Source organism: Pseudoxanthomonas sp. J35, from assembly GCF_000513995.1.
Classification (GTDB): Bacteria; Pseudomonadota; Gammaproteobacteria; order Xanthomonadales; family Xanthomonadaceae; genus Pseudoxanthomonas.
The window spans coordinates 212,598-235,568 of sequence record NZ_AZVB01000003.1 but is presented as its reverse complement, the minus strand read 5'-3'; the positions used below and the strand labels follow the sequence as shown (position 1 = coordinate 235,568).

Genomic DNA, 22,971 nt, shown 5'->3' with positions numbered 1-22,971 from the left:
CGGCGGCGAACCGTCGCAGTGCAGTGGCATTCGCCTCCTCCTGCGCTCACATCCCGCGGAACAGGGCCATGTACGGCACGCTCACCGGCAGGGTTTCGCTGCGGCCCTTCAGGCGCAGCGTGCCCTTGCCGCTGTCGTCGCGGACCACCGAGGCCACGGCGCGCAGGTTGACGATGGTGGAACGGTGGATCTGCCGGAACTGGTGCGGGTCCAGCGCGGCCAGCAGTTCCTTCAGCGGCGTGCGCAGCAGCGCCTCGCCGGCCTCGGTGACCACCACCGTGTACTTGCTGTCGGCGCGGAAGTAGAGCACCTCGTCGAGCATGATCAGGCGCGTCTCGCGGCCGGCGTTGGCGGTGATCCAGGCCAGCGGCGGCGGCGCGCTCGGCTCGGCCGGGCGCTGCTGCAGGTGGCGCAGCAGCGTATCCAGGGTGGCCTGGTCGGGGCGGCCGGCGGCCATCCGCGACTGCACGCGCTGCACGGTGGCCTGCAGGCGGTCGCGCGCCACCGGCTTGAGCAGGTAGTCGACCGCGCCCTGCTCGAAGGCGTCGATCGCGTACTGGTCGTAGGCGGTGACGAACACCACCTGGGTGCGCGGGCTGACCTCGGACATCGCCGCGGCGACCTCGATGCCGGTCAGGCCGGGCATGCGGATGTCGAGGAAGGCCACGTCCGGCTGGTGCTCGGCGATGGCTTCCAGGGCGCAGGCGCCGTCCTCGCACTCGGCGACGATGCGCAGCCCGGGCCAGACCTCGCCCAGCTGCAGCAGCAGCGAGGTACGCAGCAGCTCCTCGTCTTCGGCGATCACGCAATCAACCATGGCGGGCCTCTCCTTCCACGCCCGCCACGCCCGGCAGCGGCGGCGGAACGGTAGTGGTCTCCGGCAGCGACAGCGTCGCGGCCACGCCGCTGGGGAAGTTGGAAACGATCGAGAAGGATGCGCGCTCGCCATAGGTCAGGCGCAGGCGCTCGCGCAGGTTCTTCAGGCCGATGCCGGTGCCGGAGGTGGCGCCGCCGAAGCCTTGGCCATCGTCGGCGACGGTGACCGTGGCGTGGTCGTCGAAGCGGCGCGCCAGGATCCAGATGTTGCCGCCGCCGGGCTTGGGCTCCAGGCCGTGCTTGATCGCGTTCTCGACCAGGGTCTGCAGCATCATCGACGGCAGCTGCACCTGCTTGAGCTCGTCGGCCACCTCGATGTGCAGTTGCAGGCGCGCGCCCATGCGGATCCGCAGGATCTCCAGGTAGGCGCGGGTGCGCTCCAGCTCCTCGCCCAGGGTCGACAGGGCGTCGTGCTCGCGCGGCAGCGAGCGGCGCAGGTACTGGATCAGGTGGCCGATCATCTGCTCGCAGCGCGGCGGGTCGGTGCGCGCCAGCACCTGGGCGTTGGCCAGGGTGTTGTAGAGGAAGTGCGGCTCGACCTGGGCCATCAGCAGGTTCAGGCGGGCCACGGTCAGCGCGTTGTCGGTGGCGCTGCGCTCGGCGGCGGCCTGCTCGTCGCGGCGCTGCTCGGCCACGCGGCGACTGACCGAGCGCTGCAGGGCCTCGGCGTTCTCGTAGTTGCTGCCTTCGTCCAGGGCGAACAGGTCGACCCAGTGCGGCGCGTCCGGCTCGCACAGCAGGGTCGCGCTGCTGATGCCGTCGCCCGGCTGCACCGTGGCCAGGACCCGGTCGTGGGTGATGGCGAAGCGCGCCAGCAGGTTCCAGCGCGAGGGCTGGATGCCGCCGAACGGATCGCTGCGCCGCACCCGCGCCCGCACCTGCAGGCTGCCGCGCGACTCCTCGATGTCCTCCACCCGCGGCAGCTCGCGCACCGCGGCGGCGACGATGGCGAAGGCGGCATCGGCGTCCAGCGGCACCTCGATGCGGCGCTGCTGGTGGGCGCTGATGGTGTTGGCGTCCACCCGCCCGGCGATCAGCCGGACCCGGCGCAGGTGGGTGATCGCGCCGAGCAGCGCGACGACCATGGTGCCCAGCGCCAGCAGCCAGAAGATGCCGCCGACGCCATTGAACACGCCGTCCCAGACGAAGCCGGCCAGCAGGATGGCGACGGCCCAGGCGAACAGGATGCGCAGGATCAGGAACAGGCTGGTGGTCACGCGGCACCGCGGGGTTCTACGTTGCCGCGGAGCATAGCGGTCGCCGCCCCCATGGGAACCCCGCCTGCGACGGAAGCCCCGATGCGGCGACGGAACGCGCCGGATCGGGAGCGGACGCGAACCGGCCCGGCCGGCATTGCGCCACGATACGCGCAGCTGCCCGCCGGGCCCGACGACCGGGATGGAGTGCCGGCGGCCGGCGCCGGGCGCCTAGGGGACGCCGGCCGGGCCGCTCGCCGGCACGCCCTCGATCCGCTGCCAGGCCCGCTCGAACACCGTCGCCGCCTCGTCCTCGGTCAGCAGGCTGGAGGCCACGTCCTCGCGCCCCAGGTACAGGCGCATGGCCTCGCCGCGCCCGGCGCGGGGATGGTTGAGGTACACGTCGTACACCGCGCACAGCACCGGCCAGTACCGGGCGAAGCTGCGCATCGCGCGTGCGCGCGGCAGACCGTGGTAGCGCTGGCGCCAGTGCTCGCGTTCCCGGTCGATGTCGATCATCACCGCCTGTCGTGCAGACGCTCTTGCGTCGTCCATTGCTCGTGCCCGCCATACACGGGTGGCGCCCCGCCGGCAGCCACCACAGCGCGGAAGGATTGCAACGCGTGCGTCGGAGTGCAGTGAAAAATCGCGTGGTGCGATGAAGCGTTCAGCGCATGAGCTGATGCCTTCCGCGCATGCGTGAAGCGCGATGCGCGCGCCCCATTCCGGTGCATCGGATTTTTTCAGGCGGCGAGCGCGCTGCCCGCGGCATGGCCCGAAGCCCACGCCCACTGGAAGTTGAAGCCGCCCAGCCAGCCGGTGACGTCGAGCACTTCGCCGACGAAGTACAGGCCCGGCACCCGGCGCGACTGCAGGGTGCTGGAGGACACGCCGTCGGTATCGACGCCGCCCAGGGTCACCTCGGCGGTGCGGTAGCCCTCGGTGCCGCTGGCCACCAGCGGCCAGTCGGCGAGCAGCGCCGCGGCCTGGCGCAGCTGCGGCGGGTCGTACTGCCGCATCGGCCGGTTCGGCAGCCACACCTCGCACAGGCGCTGGGCGAAGCGCTTCGGCATGGCCTCGGCCAGCACCGTCTTCAGTTCGGCGTCCGGGCGCGCCTTCTGCTGCGCGCGCAGCCAGTCGTGGGCGTCGCGGCCGGGCAGCAGGTCCAGGCGCAACTCGTCGCCGGGCTGCCAGTAGGAGGAAATCTGCAGGATCGCCGGGCCGCTGACGCCGCGGTGGGTGAACAGCATCGCCTCGCGGAAGCTGCGCCCGTTGCAACGCGCCTCCACTTCCAGGGCCACGCCGGACAGGTCGGCCAGGCGCTCCTGGTGCTTGCCGGACAGGGTCAGCGGCACCAGGCCGGCGCGCGTCGGCAGCACTGCGTGGCCGAACTGGCGGGCCAGTTCGTAGCCGAAACCGGTGGCGCCGAGGCTGGGGATCGACAGCCCGCCGCTGGCCACCACCAGCGCCGGCGCGGCGAAGCTGCCCTGCGCGGTGCGCAGGCGGAAACCGCCGTCGTCGCCGTGCTCGACGCGCTCGATCGTGCAATGGGTGCGGATCTCCACGCCGGCCGCGGCGCACTCGTCCACCAGCATCTTCACGATCAGCTTGGAGGACACGTCGCAGAACAGCTGGCCCGGCGCCTTCTCGTGGTACGCGATGCGGTGCTTCTCGACCAGGTCGATGAAGTGCCAGGGCGTGTAGCGGGCCAGCGCCGACTTGCAGAAGTGCGGGTTGGCCGACAGGTAGTTGGCCGGGGTCGTGCCGGTGTTGGTGAAATTGCAGCGCCCGCCGCCGGACATCAGGATCTTCTTGCCGACCTTGTTGGCATGCTCGACCACCAGCACGCGCAGGCCGCGCGCGCCGGCGGTGAATGCGCACATCAGCCCGGCGGCGCCGGCGCCGATGACGATGGCGTCGTAACGCTGCGACACCGCGTTGCCTCAGGCCGCCTGTGCGCCCATGCGCGCGACCGGCTGGATCGCCACCTCGCTGCCGTCGGCTCCCAGCAGGCGCACCTCGCCGTCCTGGATCATCACGGTCAGGCGCAGGCCGCGGCCGTACAGCGTGGCGAGCGCCTGCACCTGCGCGGCCGGCAGGTCCCATACGACGAGGTTGTCGTGGCGGGCCAGCGCCGGGCCGACCTTCTCCCACCACAGCTCGGCGGCGCGGCCGCCGTAGTTGAGCACCACCACCTCGCGGGCACGGGCGCAGGCCTTGCGCAGCCGCGCCTCGTCCGGCTGGCCGACCTCGATCCAGCGCTCGATGTCGCCGGTGTAGTCGCGCTGCCACAGGTCCGGGTCCTCGTCGGTGCTGAGGCCGCGGCCGAACTCCAGGCGCTCGTCGGCATGCATGGCGAAGGCCAGCAGCCGCACCATCAGCCGCTCCTCGGTCTCGGACGGATGCCGGGCAAGGGTGAGCGGATGGCTCGCGTAGTAATGGCGGTCCATGTCGCTGACCTGCAGCTCGGCACGGACCACGGTGGCCTTCAACGCCATGGGGATTCCTGGGGACGGTGGCCGCGGCCTGGACGGCGGCGCGGCGCGGGAAGCTGCGCATGATACGCGCACCCGCCCTTCATCCCCTCTCCCACCGGGTGGGACGGCATGTTCGCGCGCCCCTGGCGCGCATGCCGGCGAACGCCCGCGTCCTGCGGACGCGGGCTATCCCGCGCACGTCATCGCCCCAGGGGTGATGCGTGCCCGCCCAGGGCTTCGCCGTCCGCCACGCTCAACCCTCGACCAGGCCCGGCGCAAGGTCCCGGAACTGCCAGTGATAGGTATTCGCCGTCACCACCGGCAGCGCATTGCGGAAGGCCCGCGCGCGCTCCTCGTTGGTGAAGGCTTCCGGGACCGTCCCGGGTGGCGTGTGCTGGATGGACAGGAAGGCAAGCGGACCGAAGCCCGCAACCGTGGAGGCAAGACCGGCCATGTTCTTCATGATGGACACCTCGTGCTGTTCCATTCCCGACGCTTCCCCGCGTGCCACACGGCGTCTGCCACGGGGGTCCCTTTCCGCCGGCGCGATGCTGCAGCGGTGGCCGTGAAGCGCCAGCGAAGAGCCGCCGCCCCTTCCCCGGTGGCGTCCTCGACCAGCTCAACGCCCGTCGCGGCGCGGACAGGCCATGCGGAACGCACGTGCATTGCTATCCTTTGCATTCCGCCGGCGCCGCCGGCCGCAGACCCTACGCATTCCGATGAGCGATACGCCCCCCGACCGACTGGCCCTGGACCCGCGCAGCCCCTATTACGACGCCGCCATCATCGAGCGCGGCGTGGGCATCCGCTTCAATGGCGAGGAACGCGACAACGTCGAGGAGTATTCGGTCAGCGAAGGCTGGATCCGGGTCCAGGTCGGCCGCTCGCGCGACCGCCGCGGCAACCCGATGACGCTCAAGATCAAGGGCACGGTCGAGCCCTACTTCATCCAGCCGGCCTGACCGGCAGCACGCGGCGCGACCGCTTCGACGGCGCGCCGCCTGCCAGGCCTCATCCCGCGCCAGCGGTGCAGCCGGCCATGCGCGTGTCGGCATACCACAGCGCGCGGCGCGCCATGTCGTAGGCGGTATTGGCCACGTTCGGCAGCATGTGCCGGGCGCGCACCGGGTCGGCACCGCGCGCGAACGCGGTCTCGGCCTTCTGCAGTTCGTCCAGATGCGCCAGCAGCGGCTGCATCAGCCGGCGCAGGCGCGCGCGGTCGCAGCGCGAGTACGCCGTCTCCAGCGCCGCGACCTGTTCGCGGATGCGGCGGCTGGCCTCGCCCTCCAGGCCGGGCGCCGGTTCGTAGGGGATCGGCGCGGCCTTGTACGCGTCGCCGGTGGCCTCGCTGCCGAGATCGGCCACGCGCTCGTGGCGGACCGGGTTGAAGCGCACTTCCGGCGATGGCCGCGCGCGGGCGTGCTGGATGTCCTTGCCCAGCAGGAACTCGGCGATCTTGCTCTGCGCGCGGGCGATCTGCTGGTTGATGACCTCGGCCGCATCGCCATCGCTGACCCAGTCGTCGGCGAAACGGGTCCTGCGCGCGTCGACGGGATTGCGGCGCTCGAGCGGGTTGCGTTCGGGCTCGACGGGTTTGCCGCCCGGCGCGGGCTTCGCCGTCTCCCAGCGGTCGGCGAGCTGCGCCGGCAGGCGCGGCCGGCCATCCTCGCCGAACAGGGTGGGCACGGCATTGCGCGGTGCGGCTGGGGGCGGCGCGGGCTGCGGTTTGTCGGATCGCGACTGTGGCGGCGGTGGCGAGGCCGGCGCGCGCGCGTCCTGCACCGGCGCGGCAGGCAGGACGGCCGGAGGCGGTACGGGCAGGTCCGGCGCCGCGTTGCGCGGGGAGAACACCACCCGCAACCGCGGCGTCTCCTCGATCCGCGGCATGCCGATCGGGACCAGTCCGCTGGCCAGCTTCCACCCCAGCGCGAGCAGCAGCACGCTGCCGCCGGCCGCGACCACGCGGGGCAGCAGTTCGTCGCGCCATGCGGCCTGGGCGGGATGGGGCAAGGGTCGAGGTCGGTGTCCGGGGAGAAGCCATGCTGACCACGCCGGCGTGAACGAGTTCCCCCAGGTGGACCTGGCCTCCTCACCTCGTTCACGCACCAATATGCCAGCATCGGCCGACCTTCCCGGCCATTGCCGCCCCATGAGCGACGCTTCCTCGACCGCCGGCATCCAGTTCCTGCGTGGCGGCGGGGTGATGGCGGCCCGGATCGCGAACCACGACTGGTCGCGGCATCCGCTCGGCGAGCCGGAGCAGTGGCCCGACGAGCTGAAGACCACGCTGTCGATCATGCTCGGCTCGCGCTTCCCCATGTGCCTGGGCTGGGGCGCGGACCTGCTGCTGTTCTACAACGACCGCTACATGGACGTGCTCGGCGCCAAGGAGCCCGGGGCGCTGGGCAAGCCGATCCCGGTGGTGTGGTCGGAGCTGTGGGACGACATCCGCCCGCTATGCGAATCGGTGATGTCCGGCACCGCCACCTGGGTGGAAGACATGTACCTGCGCATGGAGCGCAACGGCTTCCCCGAGGACACCTGGTGGACCTTCGCCTACAGCCCCGTGCGCGAACCGGACGGGCAGGTGGTGGCGATGCTCAACGTCTGCCACGAGACCACCCGCCGCGTGCTCACCGAGCGACGCCTGGCCGACGAGTACGGGCGCCTGGCGCGGATGTTCGAGCAGGCGCCGACCTTCATGGCCCTGCTGCGCGGGCCGGAGCACCGCTTCGAGTTCGCCAACAGCAGCTACCGCACCGTGGTCGGCGGCCGCGACGTGGTCGGCCGCACCGTCGCCGAGGCGCTGCCGGACGCGGTGGCGCAGGGCTACGTCGGGGTCCTCGACCAGGTCTACGCCACCGGCGTGCCGTTCCTCGCCAACGGCGCGGTGTTCATGGAACAGGCCACGCCGGACGGCCCGGTCCACGAGCGGCACCTGGACTTCATCTACCAGCCGATGCTCGGCCCCGGCGGCCAGGTCGAGGGCATCTTCGTCGCCGGCCTGGACCAGACCGCGCGTGCGCGCAGCGAGCAGGCCCTGCGCCGGCTCAACCACGAGCTGGAACGGCAGGTCGCCGAGCAGGCGCAGGAGCGCTCGCTCACCTGGCAGGTCACCCCCGACCTGCTGGCGGTGATGGACGCCGACGGCCTGCTGGCGAAGAGCAATCCGGCCTGGCAGCGGGTACTGGGCTGGTCGGCGCTGGACCTGGAGGCGCGCCCGGTGCGCGACCTGGTCCATCCCGACGACCTGGCCGCGGTATCGGAGGCCGGACGCCGCCTGCGCGAGGGCATCCCGCTGCTGGGCTTCGAGTGCCGCATCCGCACCCGCGACGGCGACTACCGCACGCTGTCGTGGGTGGCCACGCCGGAAGGCGGCAAGTTCTACTGCAGCGCGCGCGACGTCACCGACATCAACGCCGCGGTACGGGCGCTGGCCGACTCGCAGGCGCAGCTGCGCAGCCTGTTCGAGAGCAGCTACCAGCTGCAGGGCCGCTGCGCACTGGACGGCACACTGCAGGACACCAACCGCACCGCGCTGGAGGCCATCGGCGTGCGCCTGCAGGACGTGATCGGCCTGCCGATCTGGAACACGCCGTGGTTCACCGCCACGCCGGGGATGTCCGACTGGGTGCGCGACGCGTTCATGCGTGCGCTGGCCGGCGAGGCGATACGCGAGGAGATCACGGTGAACCTGCCGGTCGGGCGGCGATCGTTCGACCTGTCGTTGCGGCCGCTGTACGACGCCTCCGGCGCGATCAGCGCGGTGATCCTGGAGGCGCTGGACATCACCGGCCGCCTGGCCACCGAGGAAGCGCTGCGCCAGTCGCAGAAGCTGGAGGCGATGGGCCAGCTCACCGGCGGCGTGGCCCACGACTTCAACAACCTGCTGACCCCGATCATGGCCGCGCTGGAACTGGCCGAGGACCCGTCCACCTCGCCGGAGCGGCGCAGCCGCACCCTGGCGGTGGCGCGGCAGTCGGCCGATCGCGCCGCGACCCTGGTCCAGCGCCTGCTCGCCTTCGCCCGCCGCCAGCCGCTGCAGGCGGTGCAGGTCGACGTGGCCATCCTGCTCGACGGCCTGGGCCAGCTGCTGCGCAGCAGCTTCGACCCGCGCATCCGTACCGTCATCGAGGTCGAACCGGACCTGCCGCGCGCCCATGCCGACGGCAACCAGCTGGAGATGGCCCTGCTCAACCTCGGCGTGAACGCGCGCGACGCCATGCCCGATGGCGGCACCCTCACGCTGTCGGCACGCCGCGAGGACGTAGGCTCCGGCCAGGATCCGGCCCTGTCCCCGGGCCGCTACGTCGTCATCGTGGTGAAGGACACCGGCGTGGGCATGGACGCGGCCACGCGCGAACGCTCCATCGAGCCGTTCTTCACCACCAAGGGCATCGGCAAGGGCACCGGCCTGGGCCTGTCGATGGCGCACGGCCTGGCCTCGCAGCTGGGCGGATGCCTGCGGATCGACAGCACGCCGGGGGCCGGCACCACCATGGAGCTGTGGCTGCCGGCTGCAGGCGGGACCCCGATGCAGGCACAATGACCGGGAACGAAGGCGGAGGCGTCATGGGCTCCATCCACAAACCGAACCCTTCCATCGCCCTGGTCGTGGACGACGAACCCGGCGTGCGCATGTGCACCGCCGACGTGCTGGTGGACATGGGTTTCGAGGTCATCGAGGTCGGCTCGGCCGAGGAAGCGCTGCGCGCGCTCGACGGCGGCCTGGTGCCGGACCTGCTGATCACCGACCACCTGATGCCCGGCATGTCCGGCTCGGAGCTGGCGCGCGAGGTCCGCGCGCGTTTCCCGCAGGCCGCGGTGATCGTGGTCTCCGGCTACAGCAACATGGAGCTGGACCCGGGCCTGCTCCTGCTCGGCAAGCCGTTCCGGCTGAAGGACCTGCGCGACTGCGTCAGCGCGGCGACCGCGCCCCCGTCCCCGTAGAGTCGGGCTTGCCCGACTCCCGCGCCGGATGGGCCGGCGGCCGTGAAAAGCAGCGGGGCAAGCCCCGCTCTACAGGGAGGCGTTGACGCCCCTCCCCGGGGAGAGGGGCGCAATCGGCATCACTCCGCGGTCAGGTCGACCACGTCGAACGGGGTGACCGGGTCGACGTCGGCGTCGTAATCGACGTCGGTGCGCTCGAAGCCGAACAGCTTCAGGAAGTCGTGCTTGTAGCTGGCGTAGTCGGTGACCTCGAACAGGTTCGCGGTGGTCACCGTCGGCCACAGCTCGCGGCAGGCCTGCTGCACGTCGTCGCGCAGCTCGCGGTCGTCCAGGCGCAGGCGGTTGGACTCGTCCACCGGCGGCGGGTTGTCGCTGTACAGGTGCTCGCGGAAGGTGCGCTCCAGCTGCTCGATCGGGCCTTCGTGCAGCCCCTTCTCCTTCATGATCCGGTAGACGATGGCGATGTACAGCGGCATCACCGGGATCGCGGCGCTGGCCTGGGTCACCACCGACTTGAGCACGGCCACGTTGGCCGAACCGCCGGTGGGCTTGAGCTTCGCATCGATCGCGTGGGCGGCGCGGTCCAGGTCTTCCTTGGCCTTGCCCAGGGCGCCGTGCCAGTAGATCGGCCAGGTGATCTCGGTACCGATGTAGCTGAAGGCCACCGTCTTCGCATCCGGCGCCAGCACGCCGGCCTTCGACAGCGCCTCGATCCACAGCTCCCAGTCCTCGCCGCCCATCACCCGGATGGTGTCGGCGATTTCCTGCTCGGTGGCCGGCTCGACCGTGGCCTCGATGACCTGGTCGCGGTTGGTGTCCACCGCGGTGGACGTGTAGGCCTGGCCGATCGGCTTGAGCGCCGAGCGCTTCAGCTCGCCGGTATCCGGCAGGCGGCGCACCGGCGAGGCCAGCGAGTACACGACCAGGTCGATCGGGCCGCCCATCTCGCCGATCAGCTCGATGGCCTTGGCGCGGACCTCGTCGGAGAAGGCGTCGCCGTTGATCGAACGGCTCCACAGCCCCGCTTCCTTGGCGTAGCGGTCGAAGGCGGCGGAGTTGTACCAGCCGGCGTTGCCGGTTTTCTTCTCGGTGCCCGGCTTCTCGAAGAACACGCCCAGGGTGGCGGCGCCGTAGCCGAAGGCGGCGGTGATGCGCGCGGCCAGGCCGTAGCCGGTCGAGGCGCCGATCACCAGCACGCGCTTGGGACCCTCGCCACGGGCGCCCTGCGCCTGCACGTAACGGATCTGGTCCTGCACGTTCTTCGCGCAGCCCACGGGGTGGGCGGTGGTGCAGATGAAGCCTCGGACTTTGGGATGGATGACCACGCGTGACTCTCTCGGAAGCGGATGGAGGCGCGGGCGCGGGGCGCACGCGGAGCGGCACAGTCTAAGGGCTGCGGCCGCCAGCCGCCCCTTCCGGAGCGTATGGTGGGAGCGGGTGGCGGGCGCGATCCGCCGGGGCGGCAATCAGCGCGGCGTCAGGCCGCGGTCGCGCAGGCTTGGCGGCGCGCCAGGGTGCGCGACGCCCACAGCCACAGGCCGATGCCGGCCAGCGCGGTGGCCGCGCCGACGGGGCCGGTCGAGGTCCAGCCCCACCCGGCGGTGATCGCCAGGCCGCCCAGCCACGGGCCCAGCGCGTTGGCGGCGTTGAACGCGGCGTGGTGCGAGGCGGCGGCCAGGGTCTGCGCCTCGCCGGCCACGTCCATCAGGTGCGACTGCAGGATCGTGCCGAGGCCGCCCATCATGCCGATGCACACCGTGGCCAGCAGCAGGCTCCACGGCTGCCGCGCCGCCAGCGGGAACAGCACGAGCATCAGCGCGGCCCAGCCCAGCACCACCAGCGCAGCACGGAACTGCAGGCGGTCGAACAGCCAGCCGCCAAGCATGTTGCCGATCACCCCGCCCAGGCCGAAGCCGGCCAGGCCCAGCGGGATCCACGCCGGGGCCACGCCGGTGACCTCGACCATGGTCGGCGCCAGGTAACTGAACACGCAGAACATGCCGGAGAAGCCGATCGCGCCGATCAGCAGCGCCTGCCACACCGGCAGGCGGTTGAAGGCGCGCAGTTCGACCAACGGGCTGCCAGCCGGCGCCGGCGGCGCCAGGCGGGACGGCAGCGCCAGCGCGATCAGCGCCACGGTCAGCAGCGAGATCACCGCCACCGCCGCGTAGGCCCAGCGCCAGCTGGCCAGCTGCCCGACCCAGGTCGCCAGCGGCGTGCCCAGCAGGATCGCCAGGGTCAGGCCGAGCATGGTCAGGCTGACCGCCCGTCCGCGTGCTTCCGGCGGGCTGATCGCCACCGCGGTCAGCGCCGAGACGCCGAAGTAGGCGCCGTGCGGAAGCCCGGCGATGAAGCGGAACAGCATCAGGCTGTGGTAGTCCGGGCCCAGCGCGCTGGCGAGGTTGCCGAGGGCGTAGAAACCCATCAGCCCCAGCAGCAGCGTCCTGCGGGACAGGCCGTTGCCGAGGATCGCCAGCAGCGGCGCGCCCACCACCACGCCCAGGGCGTAGGCGCTGATCAGGTGGCCGACCTGCGGTTCGCTCACGCCCAGCCCGGCGACCATGTTCGGCATCAGGCCCATGCCGGCGAACTCGCTGGTACCGATGCCGAAGCCGCCCAGGGTCAGCGCGGTCAGGATCAGGGCGTAGCGGCCGCGGCTGATCGCGGGAACGGCGACGGCCGCCGGATCGGCGGGAGGGGGCGTGGCAGGCATGCGGGAATTATGCTGCGTCGCAACATCCCGGTACAGGCCGACCGCCGGGATGCCGGCGTCCCGTTCATGCAACGCCGGCCGCAAGAGGCGGATCGGGCCCGCCGCGCCGTCGCCAGGACAGGCAGCGCGGACGGAAAGCCCCCTCCCGCCGGGTTGGAGAATGGGCACCCGTGGAGTCGGGCCTGCCCGACTCCCACGCCGGATGTGCCGACGCCGGTGAAGGCAGCGGGGCAAGCCCCGCTCTACATTCATTTCCCCGGGGGGCGGGCACAGCAGCGCTGATTGATCCGGATCAACGAATCTCGCTGGGACCAGCAGGAAGATCAGGCCATCGCGGTACGACCGCCGTCATGGAGACGCGCCATGGACATCTCTGCGATGAGCCTGGGCCACGCCGCCCTGCTGTTCGTGCTGCCGGCCAGCCTGGTCGGTGCCGGCAAGCTGGTCTGGCACCCGGGCGAAGGCATCGAACGCGGCTGGATCGCGATCCTGTTCATCGCCCTGTGCGCCGACGTGGCGCTGGAAGCGGTGCTGGGCAAGCTGGTGATCTGACGCCGAAGCGCAGCGGGTGGCTACTCTTAGAGCCGCTGGCAGTGCTCGCAATAGAAAGCGCGCCGCTTCGCCTGACCCAGGTGCTTGCGGTAGCTGAGCCGGTGGCCGTCGCGCGGGCAGATGGTGCGGGTATGCACCTGGTAGTGCTTGCGCAGCACGTAGGCCTTCTTCCAGCGCAGGAAATCGAAGCTGTACTCGCGCGCCTGGGTCACCAGTTCGCCGAGCTTGCGCGGCGACAGCGCGCCGATCCGGCTCTCCGGGTGCAGGCGGATCCGGTGCAGCACCTCGTTCTTGATGATGTTGCCGACGCCGGCGAACACGTCCTGGTCCAGCAGCGCGTCGGCGGCCAGGGTATCGGGACGTGCGCGCAGCTTGCGGCGCGCCGCGGCCGGGTCCCAGGCGTCGTTCATGACGTCGTAGACCTCGTCCAGCGGCGCCTCGATGAAGCGCACCGAGCAGGCGTAGAAGTTCAGCTCGCCGCCGCCGGCGAAATCCAGGCCCAGCCGTTCCGGCGTAGGCTTGCGCTCGTCGATGCGGTAGCGGCCGAACAGCATGAAGTGGATGCGCACGCTGAAGTCGTCGAACTCCATCAGGAAGTGCTTGCCCCAGCTGCGCAGCGCGCGCAGGCGCTGGCCTTCGATGCGCTGGATCGGCTCGCGGCTGTTGCCGCGCACGCCCGTGACCTTGCGTCCCACGAAGCCGCCGGCTTCTTCCTTGGGGATGACGATGGAGGGACCTTCGGGCACGGCGGCAGTATCGGCAGCGCCACGGTGACGGCACCGTCAAACACTGCGGCCCAGCTGCGGCAACGCGCGCGCCGGTGGCGGCGTGCCACACTTCCCCTCCGCCGGCAGCGCGCCGGCAGTTGACGCCCCGATGAACTACCTCGCCCACCTCCTCCTCGCCGGCCCCGATCCCGAAGCCATGCTCGGCGCCCTGATGGGCGACTTCGTGTTCGGCCGCGCGGCGCTGGCGGAGTACAGCGTGGTGGAGCGGCGCGAGATCCTCGTCCACCGCCAGGTCGACCGCTATACCGACGCGCATCCGCGCGTGGTCGCCGCGCGCGGCCTGTTCGGCGAAGGCCTGCGCCGCTACGCCGGCATCGCCCTGGACGTGTTCTACGACCACTGCCTGGCGCGCGACTGGGCGCGCTACAGCGACGAGCCGCTGGACGCGTTCACCTCGCGCTTCTACCGCTACCTGCTGGCGCGGCTCGACGACCTGCCGCCGCGGCTGCAGGCGATCGCCCCGCGCATCGCCTCGCACGACTGGCTGGGTTCGTACCGCGACCGTGCCAGCGTGGACCTGGCGGTGACCCGCATCGCCACCCGGCTGTCGCGCAATGGCGACCGCCTGGTGGCCTGCCTCGAGGACCTGCGCACGCACGAAGCGGCGATCGCAGAGGGCTTCGACGCGTTCTTCCCGCAACTGCAGGACTACACGGTGCGGGCGCGGTCACAGCTGCAGGATGTCTGAGAGCCGCCCGCCCGGTCGCGGGCAGGCGGCGACGTTGCTTCAGGCGACCCGGTGCATGCGGGTCAGATCACGACCGCCTGCCTGCCGCAGCCCATCGCGCGCCCGCCATGCTCGTCGGCGTGGCGCTGCGCCTCTTCCAGCGAGGCGAACCACAGGTTCGGGTAGCCGACATGGCGACGCAGGAGGTCGAAATGCTCGAGCTGCCCGGGATCGAGCGTGGCCAATGCCTTGCGGTAGTCCTCCCAGCCCGCATGGCCGGCTTCCAGCGCGAGCAGGCGCAGGATGTGCTTGCGCTGTACCCGCTCCCGCTGCGCGTGCAGGCGGGCCAGCGAGGCGTGGCGAAGGACCCCGGATGCCAGCAGGCGGCGGAGCACCGGCAGCGATTCGGCGAGCGAGTCCGAGCGGGCCTCGCGCTGCAGCTGCTTCGCATGGCGCAGCACCAGGCGCAGCGCGTCCTGTGCGGAGGCGTGGGAGTTTCCGGATGGGGATTGCATGTGCATACCAGCTCCATGATCCGGCCGGCTCGCTCTTGGCCAGGGAGGGTATGCAAGCGGATGCTTGCGGATGACGTGGTGCTTGCGCTTTTGCGAGGTGGGCGCCCATCCGAGCCCGCCGGCACGATAGTCCCGTGCATCCGCCGGGTCAATCGCATGCGCCGCCGGTGGCGCGCGCATGTCGGGAACGGTTCATGCACGCTGCACACGCGCGCCTTGCCGCGACCATCGCACGGCCCTTGCGAGGATCGGTGCGATCCACCGTCCCGGAGGCCTCCATGCATCCGCGCCCGCACCGCTGGCTGACCGGCGTGCTGCTCGCCCTCGCCTGCCTGGTTCCACCCGCCTTCGCCGCGCCGCCGGTGAGCGCGGTGCCGATCGCCACCGCGCGGCAGCCGGCCGAGCCGCCAGAGCCCGGCCAGGAGTGGCCACGGCTGTTCGCCGCCGTGCAGGAGGCCTGGCTGTTCGAGGACCAGAAGTTCTTCGCCGATGCGGTGCCGCGACGGGATCCGGCGCAACTGGAGGCGGCCTTCCTCGCCGCACGCGCGCAACCGGGCTTCAACCTGCGCCGCTTCGCCGAAGGCAACTTCTTGCTGCCGTCGGAGCTGGCGCCCACGCCGGTACGACAGGACCTGCCGCTGCGCGCGCACATCGAGGCGCTGTGGCCGCTGCTGACCCGGCGCAGCCCGGAGCCGGCGCCGCACGCCAGCCTGCTGCCGCTGCCGCACGCCTACGTGGTACCGGGCGGGCGCTTCCGCGAGGTCTACTACTGGGATTCGTACTTCACCATGCTCGGCCTGGCACGCAGCGGCGAGGACCGGCTGTCGCGGCAGATGCTGGACAACTTCGCCCACCTGCTCGACACCTGGGGCCATATCCCGAACGGCAACCGCAGCTACTACCTGGGTCGCTCGCAGCCGCCGTTCTTCTCGCACATGGTCGAGCTGGAGGCGCGCGCCGATCCGGCCGTGCCGGTGCGCTACCTGCCCCAGCTGCGTCGCGAGCATGCGTTGTGGATGGACGGCGAGGACCGCCTGGCGCCGGGCGACGCCCACCGCCGCGGGGTCCGCCTGGCCGACGGCAGTCTGCTCAACCGCTACTGGGACGACCATCCCGGCCCGCGGCCGGGATCCTTCGCCCAGGACCGCGCCACCGCGGCCAAGGCCTCGCGGCCGGCGCAGGCGACTACCGTGAGCTGCGCGCCGGTGCGGAAAGCGGCTGGGACTATTCCAGCCGCTGGCTGGACGATCCGATGCGGCTGGACACGCTGCGCGTCACCGACACGGTGCCGGTGGACCTCAACAGCCTGCTGCACCACCTCGAGAAGACGATCGCCGCCGCCTGCACGCAGGCCGGCGATGCCGGGTGTTCGCGCGAGTTCGAGGCACGCGCGAAGGCCCGTGCGCAGGCGATCGAACGCCATCTCTGGCACGCGGACGGCTACTACGCCGACCTCGATCTGCGCAGCGACACGCCGCGCGCGCAGTTGACCGCCGCCGCGCTGTTCCCGCTGCACGCCGGCATCGCCACGCCGGAGCGGGCGCGCCGCACCGCCGCTTCGGTGCGCGCGCAGCTGCTGCAGCCCGGCGGCCTGGTCACGACCACGGTCGACAGCGGCCAGCAGTGGGACGCGCCCAACGTCTGGGCGCCGCTGCAGTGGATCGCGGTGGACGGCCTGCGTCGCTATGGCGAGGACGCGCTGGCGCGCGACATCGCCGCCGCCTTCCTCGGCAACGTGCAGGCGCTGTTCGCGCGCGACCACAGGCTGGTGGAGAAGTACGACGCCGACGGCGCGTTGCAGGGCGGTGGCGGCGGCGAGTACCCGCTGCAGGACGGCTTCGGCTGGACCAACGACGTGGTGCTGCAGCTGCTGGCGCTCTACCCGGAACTGGAGCAGGCTGCGCCGATGTCGAATCCGGCGCCCGCGGGACGTCGCCCGGCAGAGTCCCCTTCCGAGTGACCCCGATAGCCCTGGCCCTCTACGCCCACCCGTTCTCCTCCTACTGCCAGAAAGTGCTGGTCGCCCTGTACGAGAACGGCACGCCATTCGAGTTCCGCAACCTCGAGGACGGCGAGCACGGCCGCCAGCTGGAAGCGCTGTGGCCGATGAAGCGCTTCCCGGTGCTGGTCGATGGCGATCGCACCGTGCTGGAGGCCAGCACCATCATCGAGTACCTGCAGCTGCGCCATCCCGGCCCGGTGCCGTTGCTGCCGGCCGATCCGCTGCGGGCGGTGGAGGTGCGCATGCTCGACCGCTTCTTCGACAACTACGTGTCCACGCCGCAGCAGAAGGTGGTGTTCGACGCACTGCGCGGCGAAGGCGACCACGACGCGTACGGCGTCGCCGAGGCGCGGCGCATGCTGGAGACCCGCTACGCGTGGCTGGAGCGCCACCTGGCCGCCGGCCGCCCCTGGGCCGCCGGCGGGGACTTCAGCCTGGCCGACTGCGGCGCGGCGCCGTTCCTGTTCTATGCCGACTGGACCCGTCCGATCCCGCCGCAACACGGACGCGTGCATGCGTACCGCGCCAGGCTGCTGGCGCGGCCGTCGTTCGCGCGGGCGGTCGACGAGGCGCGGCCGTTCCGGCGGTATTTCCCGCTGGGCGCGCCGGATCGCGACTGAGGAGAAGCGGCAGCGGCGCCGCAGGACGGCATCCCTGCGGGGCCGTACTGCTGCGCCGCAACGGGGACCCGGCGGCGCGCGATGTTAGCGTTAACACTCCACCCCAGGGGACCCTCGATGAACCGCCTGCTCCGTCCTTCCCGCCGCGCCGCTTCCGCCCTCCTGTTCGTGCTGCTGCCGCTGGCCGGCATGGCCACCGCCACCGGCCCGCGCCTCAACGAAGCCGGCTACTTCAGTACCCGCGGCCTGGACGTACTGGCGTTCAACAACACCTACGACGGCAACTTCAGCGATTCGAAGATCGCCGGCGTGGAACTCATCCACCACGGCGTGCGCACCGCCACCAACGGCGACGTGCGCCTGTCGCCCACGCCCGAGCAGTGGGATCCGGTGGCGACCCTGGTGGAGCGCAGCGTCGACGCGGCCAGCGGCACGGTCAGCGCGCGCATGCGCTACGACATGCACGACTTCGAGTACACGGTGCGCCTGGCCCCGCACGGCGAAGGCCTGCGCGTGCAGGTGCTGCTCGACCGCCCGCTGCCGGCGGCGCTCGAAGGCAAGGCCGGCTTCAACCTCGAGTTCCTGCCCTCGGCCTACTTCGGCAAGGCCTGGCTGCTGGATGGCGCCAGCGGCCAGCTGCCGCTGTACCCGGCCGGGCCCAGCGGCCGCGCCGCCGACGGTTCGACCGTGCGCCTGCCGCTGGCCACCGGCCACGCGCTCACCCTGGCCCCGGAAGATCCGCAGCGCCGCGTGCGCATCGACTCCCCCGGCGCCGAGCTCGGCCTGTACGACGGCCGCAACCAGGCGCAGAACGGCTGGTACGTCGTGCGCTCGCTGCTGCCGGCCGGCAAGTCCGGTCCGGTGCTGGAGTGGACGCTGTCGGCCAGCACCGTGCCGGGCTGGACCCGGCCCACGGTGATCGGCCACTCGCAGGTCGGCTACCACCCCGCGCAGCGCAAGGTCGCCGTGCTCGAACGCGACCGCAACGCGCCGGCCCCGGCCCGCGCGCGTCTGCTGCGCGTGGATGCCGACGGCGCCAGCCGCGAGGTCGCCGCCGCCGCGCCGGAGCGCTGGGGCCGGTACCTGCGCTACGACTACTGGACCTTCGACTTCTCCGGCGTGCGCGAACAGGGCCTGTACCGGATCGAGGCCGATGGCCAGCGCACCACCGCCTTCCGCATCGCCGAAGACGCCTACGCCAGCGCCTGGCACCCGACCCTGGACGTGTTCTTCCCGGTGCAGATGGACCACGTCTCGGTGAACGAGGCCTACCGCGTCTGGCACGGCCGCTCGCACATGGACGACGCGCGCCAGGTCGCGCCGGGCAGGGAGCACTTCGACCTGTACGGCCAGGGCCCGGAGCTGGATTCGCCGTTCCAGCCCGGCGAACACATCCCCGGCCTGGCGATCGGCGGCTGGTTCGACGCCGGCGACTTCGACCTGCGCACCCAGACCCACTACTCGACGGTGATGGCCCTGGTCGACACCTGGGAACTGGCCAGGCCGCTGCGCGACGAGACCACGGTCGACCAGAAGCGCGGCCACGTGGAAATCCACCAGCCCGATGGCGTGCCGGACCTGCTGCAGCAGATCGAACACGGCACGCTGATGCTGATCGCCCAGCACCGCGTGTTCGGCCACGCCATCCCCGGCATCGTCGAACCGGACCTGGGCCAGTACACCCACCTGGGCGACGCGGTCACCAAGACCGACGGCAAGATCGACGATCCGGACAATCCGGATTCGGCGAACGACGACCGTCTGGCCTTCACCACCGCCACCACCGCGCTCAACTACGGCTCGGCCGCCGGCCTGGCCGCGGCCAGCCGCGCCCTGCGCGGCTACAACGACGCGCTGGCCGGGGAAAGCCTGGCCACCGCGAAGAAGGTGTGGGAGTTCGAGCACGGCCGCGAGCCCAACCTGTTCCGGGTGGGCAACACCACCGGTGGCGATCCGCAGGACGAGCAGCTGCGCGCGGCGGTACAGTTGCTGCTGGCCACCGGCGATGCCAAGTACGCCGAGGCCATCGCCGCGCTGTGGCCGGCGATCGACGCGCGCTTCGGCTTCAACGCCGCCAGCGTGGTGCGCGTGCTGCCGCAGATGGACGAGGCGTTCCGGGCCAAGTTCCGCGAGCGCGCGGTGCGCCTGAAGCAGGAGGTGGCGCCGATGCTGGCCGAGACCCCGTACGGCGTGCCAATCACCCGCGGCGGCTGGGCCGGCAACAGCGCCGTGGTCGGCATGGCCACCAGCAACTACTGGCTGCACAAGGCCTATCCCGACCTGTTCGACGTCGAGCAGACGCTGCAGGGTCTGAACTACCTGTACGGCACCCACCCGGACACGAACCTGTCGTTCGTCTCGGCGGTGGGCGCGCAGTCCAAGCAGGTCGCCTACGGCAACAACCGCGCCGACTTCAGCTTCATCGCCGGCGGCGTGGTGCCGGGCGTGCTGGTGCTCAAGCCCGACTTCCCGGAGAACAAGGAAGACTGGCCGTTCCTGTGGGGCGAGAACGAGTACGTGATCGACCTGGCCGCGCGCTACCTGTTCCTGGTGCACGCGGCGCAGGACCTGCTGCAGGCGCAGGGCACGGCGAAGGACTGAGCGGGTCGAGGCGGTGCCTGCCGGCACCGCCTCCTTGCGCACCCGCCAGCAGGCAGCGCCATGCGGCGCCGCGCACGCTCACGCCACGCGGCGGTCGGCGTCCTCGGGGCGCTGGAACACCACCCGCTGCGGGCGGTGCAGGAAGAAACCCTGGCCGTAGTCCACGCCCAGGTCGCGCAGCACCGACAGGGTGTGCTCGCCATCGACCCATTCGGCCACCACCACCAGGCCGCGCTGGTGGCCGATCTGCGCCACCGCGTTGACGATCGCGCGGCTCATCGGGTCGCTGCCCAGGTCGCGGACGAAGCTGCCGTCGATCTTGATCACGTCCAACGGCAGGTTCTTCAGGTAGCCGAACGAGGACATGCCCGCACCGAAGTCGTCCAGGGCGATGCGGCAGCCGACCGCGCGCAGCCGCTCGATCACCGGCACCACCTTCTGCAGGTTGCGCACCGCCACCGTCTCGGTGATCTCGAAACACAGGCACTCGGCGGGCACGCCGTGCTCGGCGATGGTGTCGAGGATGAAGTCGGCCAGGCCGTCGTCCTCGATGCTGGCCCCCGACAGGTTGATCGCGCAGGTACGCAGGGTGCCGCCGACCGGATGCAGGCGGTTGAAGTTGGCCAGCGCGGTGCGGATCACCCAGCGGTCCACCGCCGGCATCAGCCCGTAGCGCTCGGCCGCGGGCAGGAAGGCGCCGGGCATGACCACGCCGCCGTCCTCCTCGCGCAGGCGCAGCAGCAGTTCCAGGTGGACCGGCGCGGTGCCGTCCGGCGCCAGCGGCAGCACCTCCTGGTAGTCCAGCAGCAGGCGGTCCTGCTCCAGCGCCCAGCGCAGGCGGTTGACCCACTCCATCTCGCTGTGGCGGCGGCTGGTGTCCTCGTCCTCGCGGTACGAGCAGACCCGGTTGCGCCCGGCCTCCTTGGCCAGGTAGCAGGCCGCGTCGGCCCAGGCCAGCAGGTCCTTCAGCGTGCAGCCCTCGCGGTCGACCATGACCATGCCGATGCTGGCGCTGATCGTGTAGGTGCGGCCCTGCCAGACGAACATCAGTCCTTCCACGCAGCGGCGCAGTTCCTCGGCCAGGGCCTGCGCCTCGGTGGCGTCCACATCGAAGGCGAGCAGGCCGAACTCGTCGCCGCCCAGCCGCGCCAGCAGGTCGCCCGGGCGCAGCTGCCGGCGCATCGCGTGGGCCATCTGCACCAGCAGCTGGTCGCCGGCCATGTGCCCGGAGACGTCGTTGATCAGCTTGAACTGGTCCAGGTCGATGTACAGCAGCGCGAACGGCATCGTCGCCATGTACCCGACGCGCGAGTCCAGCGCCAGCTGCAGGCGCCGCTCGAACTCGCGGCGGTTGCACAGGTCGGTGAGGCCGTCGTGCGCGGCCTGGTAGCGCAGGCGCTCGGTCAGCCGGCGCTGCTCGCTGGTGTCGGTGGCGACCATCAGCAGGTGCGGCTTGCCGTCGACCTCGACCCGCGCCAGCGAGGCGCTGGCCCAGAACATGCCGCCGTCGGCGCGCACCACCAGCGCCTCCTGGCTGGCCCAGCTGCCGCCGCCACCGGCCTCGGCCATCGCCTGCACGCCCAGCAACGGGTCGGCGAACAGCGACACCAGCGGCGCGTCGACGACCGCGCCGAGGTGCTCGCGCGCGGCCTGGTTGGCGTAGACGATGCGGCCCTCGCCGTCGGCCAGCAAGACCAGCGCCGGCAGCAGCTCGTTGAGCACGCGGAAGCGCGCCTCGCTCTCGCCGAAGCGCGCCGACATGCGCCGGCCCAGCTCCAGCGCGCGCCGCTGCGTGTTCGACACCGACAGGGCCAGCAGCGCCAGCAACACGCTGATCACGGTCCCGGCCACGGCCACGAGCACGGTCCGCCCGCTGGACATGGCCGAACTGCGCGGCCACAGGCGCATTTCCCAGGTGCGGCCGCCGAAGGAGACCTCGCGCAGCTCGACCGGCGCGTCCTGCGGCGGTTCGCCGGTGGCGAACACGGTGGACTGCCCCGGGACGGCGTCGATGTCGCGGATGTGCAGGTGCATGTAGTCGAGGATGCGGCCGCGCAGCGCGTGCTGCAGCAGCGGTTCCAGGCGCACGCTCACCGCCAGCGCGCCGAGCTCGCGGGCACGGCGCTCGTCCACGCTCTCCGGGCGCGGCCCGCGCGAGTACACCGGCAGGCGCAGGGTCACGCCCATGGCCTCGGCCTCCGTCCCGCCCTTGAACTGCATGAGCGGGAACGGCGCCGACATCGCCGGCGCATCGGTGTCGCGCGCCCGATACAGCGCGGCCAGGTTCAGCGGCTGGGTGCCGATGTCGACGCCGCGCAGCATCTCGTTGCCGGCCAGCGGCGCCACGTAGGCGTAGCGGTACACCGCGCGGCCCCGCGCGGCCGCGTCCGCATGGCGGTCGGCGTAGGCGATGGTGACGAAGCCGGGGACCTGCTCGTCCGCGCGCAGGTTCTCCTGGTACTGCAGGAAAAGGTCCTGGTCCAGGCGGTCGTTGGACAGGAACACGGTCTGCATCGCGCGCAGGATGTGCGCGGTCGACTGCAGCGGCTCGATCGCCTGGGCCGGCGCGGCGTCAGCCAGCGAGCGGTGCAGCGAATCGGCGGCCGTGCGCGCCTGGCGCCACTCGCGCCGGGCCAGCTCGGCGGTGACCAGCAGGCCGATCACCAGCAGCACCAGCGCCCACGAGCGCGAGGCCAACAGCGACCGCGGGCCATCGCTGGCACGCGCGCCGGACATCGACCGCTTGTTGTGTGGCACTGGCATGGACTTCCTCGATCCCGCCTGCCCGATGGCGCGGCCTGGCAGCGGCGGCGCCCCCCCTTGTCGTCGCGCTGCAGCCTCGCTGCAGCGGCGGCGGCCCGGTAATCCTACCCGCCCCGGGCCTGTTTTGGCTGTCATCGGTGCCATGCGCTGCCCGAAGGAGGCCCCAGACCGGGGGCCGTGCGACGAAAGTCGTGGGCGGCGGCCGCGTCGGCTCCGCGAAATGCGAACGCAGCCACGCAAGGAAAACGGTC

General features: G+C 71.7%; 19 protein-coding genes and 1 pseudogene. 8 read left to right on the top strand and 12 right to left on the bottom strand.

All coding sequences use genetic code 11. From position 1 onward, the window contains the following. Nucleotides 1-46: 46 nt before the first annotated feature. The 6 genes from PSEJ35_RS0104130 to PSEJ35_RS0104105 form a co-directional block, all read right to left on the bottom strand. Nucleotides 47-817: a LytTR family DNA-binding domain-containing protein gene (locus tag PSEJ35_RS0104130; RefSeq protein ID WP_028916694.1), complete on the bottom strand. Its 771-nt coding sequence runs from the start codon at nt 815-817 to the stop codon at nt 47-49. Then, nucleotides 810-2,093, bottom strand: a complete 1,284-nt coding sequence (locus PSEJ35_RS0104125) for a histidine kinase (protein ID WP_028916693.1) — start codon at nt 2,091-2,093, stop codon at nt 810-812. The genes PSEJ35_RS0104130 and PSEJ35_RS0104125 overlap by 8 nt, the downstream gene beginning before the upstream one ends. Nucleotides 2,094-2,303: 210 nt before the next feature. After that, a complete protein-coding gene (locus PSEJ35_RS0104120) occupies nt 2,304-2,627 on the bottom strand; it encodes a hypothetical protein (protein WP_037082292.1) in 324 nt (107 codons plus the stop codon). A gap of 188 nt (nt 2,628-2,815) precedes the next feature. After that, nucleotides 2,816-4,006 (bottom strand): NAD(P)/FAD-dependent oxidoreductase, encoded by a 1,191-nt coding sequence (locus tag PSEJ35_RS0104115; protein WP_028916691.1) that lies wholly within the window; start codon nt 4,004-4,006, stop codon nt 2,816-2,818. A 9-nt stretch (nt 4,007-4,015) separates the two neighbouring features. Further along, nucleotides 4,016-4,570: a YaeQ family protein gene (locus PSEJ35_RS0104110; protein WP_028916690.1), complete on the bottom strand. Its 555-nt coding sequence runs from the start codon at nt 4,568-4,570 to the stop codon at nt 4,016-4,018. A 232-nt stretch (nt 4,571-4,802) separates the two neighbouring features. Beyond that, nucleotides 4,803-5,036 carry a hypothetical protein gene (locus PSEJ35_RS0104105; RefSeq protein ID WP_028916689.1) on the bottom strand — a complete coding sequence of 78 codons (234 nt, stop codon included), beginning with the start codon at nt 5,034-5,036 and terminating at the stop codon, nt 4,803-4,805. A gap of 232 nt (nt 5,037-5,268) precedes the next feature. Here PSEJ35_RS0104105 and PSEJ35_RS0104100 point away from each other — a divergent pair, with 232 nt between their 5' ends. Continuing rightward, nucleotides 5,269-5,511: a DUF3297 family protein gene (locus tag PSEJ35_RS0104100; protein ID WP_024870168.1), complete on the top strand. Its 243-nt coding sequence runs from the start codon at nt 5,269-5,271 to the stop codon at nt 5,509-5,511. Between the two features lie 49 nt (nt 5,512-5,560). Here PSEJ35_RS0104100 and PSEJ35_RS0104095 read toward each other — a convergent pair whose 3' ends face one another. After that, on the bottom strand, nt 5,561-6,559 hold the full coding sequence (locus PSEJ35_RS0104095; protein WP_028916688.1) for a hypothetical protein: 999 nt from the start codon (nt 6,557-6,559) through the stop codon (nt 5,561-5,563). A 139-nt stretch (nt 6,560-6,698) separates the two neighbouring features. On the opposite strand from PSEJ35_RS0104095, the gene PSEJ35_RS0104090 reads away from it, so the two are divergent. Further along, nucleotides 6,699-9,098 (top strand): PAS domain-containing protein, encoded by a 2,400-nt coding sequence (locus PSEJ35_RS0104090; protein WP_028916687.1) that lies wholly within the window; start codon nt 6,699-6,701, stop codon nt 9,096-9,098. Nucleotides 9,099-9,121: 23 nt separating this feature from the next. Beyond that, nucleotides 9,122-9,499, top strand: a complete 378-nt coding sequence (locus tag PSEJ35_RS0104085; protein WP_028916686.1) for a response regulator — start codon at nt 9,122-9,124, stop codon at nt 9,497-9,499. Nucleotides 9,500-9,618: 119 nt separating this feature from the next. Here PSEJ35_RS0104085 and fabV read toward each other — a convergent pair whose 3' ends face one another. After that, complete coding sequence (gene fabV / locus PSEJ35_RS0104080; RefSeq protein ID WP_028916685.1) at nt 9,619-10,824, bottom strand: enoyl-ACP reductase FabV; 1,206 nt, start codon at nt 10,822-10,824, stop codon at nt 9,619-9,621. A 152-nt stretch (nt 10,825-10,976) separates the two neighbouring features. After that, entirely contained in the window at nt 10,977-12,212 is a 1,236-nt protein-coding gene (locus PSEJ35_RS0104075) for an MFS transporter (protein ID WP_051412480.1), read from the bottom strand. A 363-nt stretch (nt 12,213-12,575) separates the two neighbouring features. On the opposite strand from PSEJ35_RS0104075, the gene PSEJ35_RS0104070 reads away from it, so the two are divergent. After that, complete coding sequence (locus tag PSEJ35_RS0104070; protein ID WP_028916683.1) at nt 12,576-12,764, top strand: hypothetical protein; 189 nt, start codon at nt 12,576-12,578, stop codon at nt 12,762-12,764. A 26-nt stretch (nt 12,765-12,790) separates the two neighbouring features. On the opposite strand, the gene PSEJ35_RS0104065 is transcribed toward PSEJ35_RS0104070, so the two are convergent. Beyond that, complete coding sequence (locus PSEJ35_RS0104065) at nt 12,791-13,510, bottom strand: DNA-formamidopyrimidine glycosylase family protein (protein ID WP_028916682.1); 720 nt, start codon at nt 13,508-13,510, stop codon at nt 12,791-12,793. 130 nt (nt 13,511-13,640) lie between these two features. On the opposite strand from PSEJ35_RS0104065, the gene PSEJ35_RS0104060 reads away from it, so the two are divergent. Then, a complete protein-coding gene (locus PSEJ35_RS0104060) occupies nt 13,641-14,240 on the top strand; it encodes an ACP phosphodiesterase (RefSeq protein WP_028916681.1) in 600 nt (199 codons plus the stop codon). Nucleotides 14,241-14,302: 62 nt separating this feature from the next. Here PSEJ35_RS0104060 and PSEJ35_RS0104055 read toward each other — a convergent pair whose 3' ends face one another. Further along, nucleotides 14,303-14,734: a hypothetical protein gene (locus PSEJ35_RS0104055; protein WP_037082370.1), complete on the bottom strand. Its 432-nt coding sequence runs from the start codon at nt 14,732-14,734 to the stop codon at nt 14,303-14,305. Between the two features lie 278 nt (nt 14,735-15,012). Here PSEJ35_RS0104055 and treA point away from each other — a divergent pair. The 3 genes and pseudogenes from treA (at nt 15,013) to PSEJ35_RS0104040 (ending at nt 19,957) form a co-directional block, all read left to right on the top strand. Beyond that, nucleotides 15,013-16,694, top strand: a pseudogene (gene treA, locus PSEJ35_RS15340) (alpha,alpha-trehalase TreA). A gap of 5 nt (nt 16,695-16,699) precedes the next feature. Continuing rightward, nucleotides 16,700-17,356: a glutathione S-transferase family protein gene (locus PSEJ35_RS0104045; RefSeq protein ID WP_028916679.1), complete on the top strand. Its 657-nt coding sequence runs from the start codon at nt 16,700-16,702 to the stop codon at nt 17,354-17,356. A 117-nt stretch (nt 17,357-17,473) separates the two neighbouring features. After that, complete coding sequence (locus tag PSEJ35_RS0104040) at nt 17,474-19,957, top strand: glycoside hydrolase family 9 protein (protein WP_084635419.1); 2,484 nt, start codon at nt 17,474-17,476, stop codon at nt 19,955-19,957. Nucleotides 19,958-20,035: 78 nt separating this feature from the next. Here the strand turns inward: PSEJ35_RS0104040 and PSEJ35_RS0104035 are convergent, their stop codons facing one another. Further along, complete coding sequence (locus PSEJ35_RS0104035; RefSeq protein WP_028916677.1) at nt 20,036-22,693, bottom strand: EAL domain-containing protein; 2,658 nt, start codon at nt 22,691-22,693, stop codon at nt 20,036-20,038. Nucleotides 22,694-22,971 lie beyond the last annotated feature (278 nt).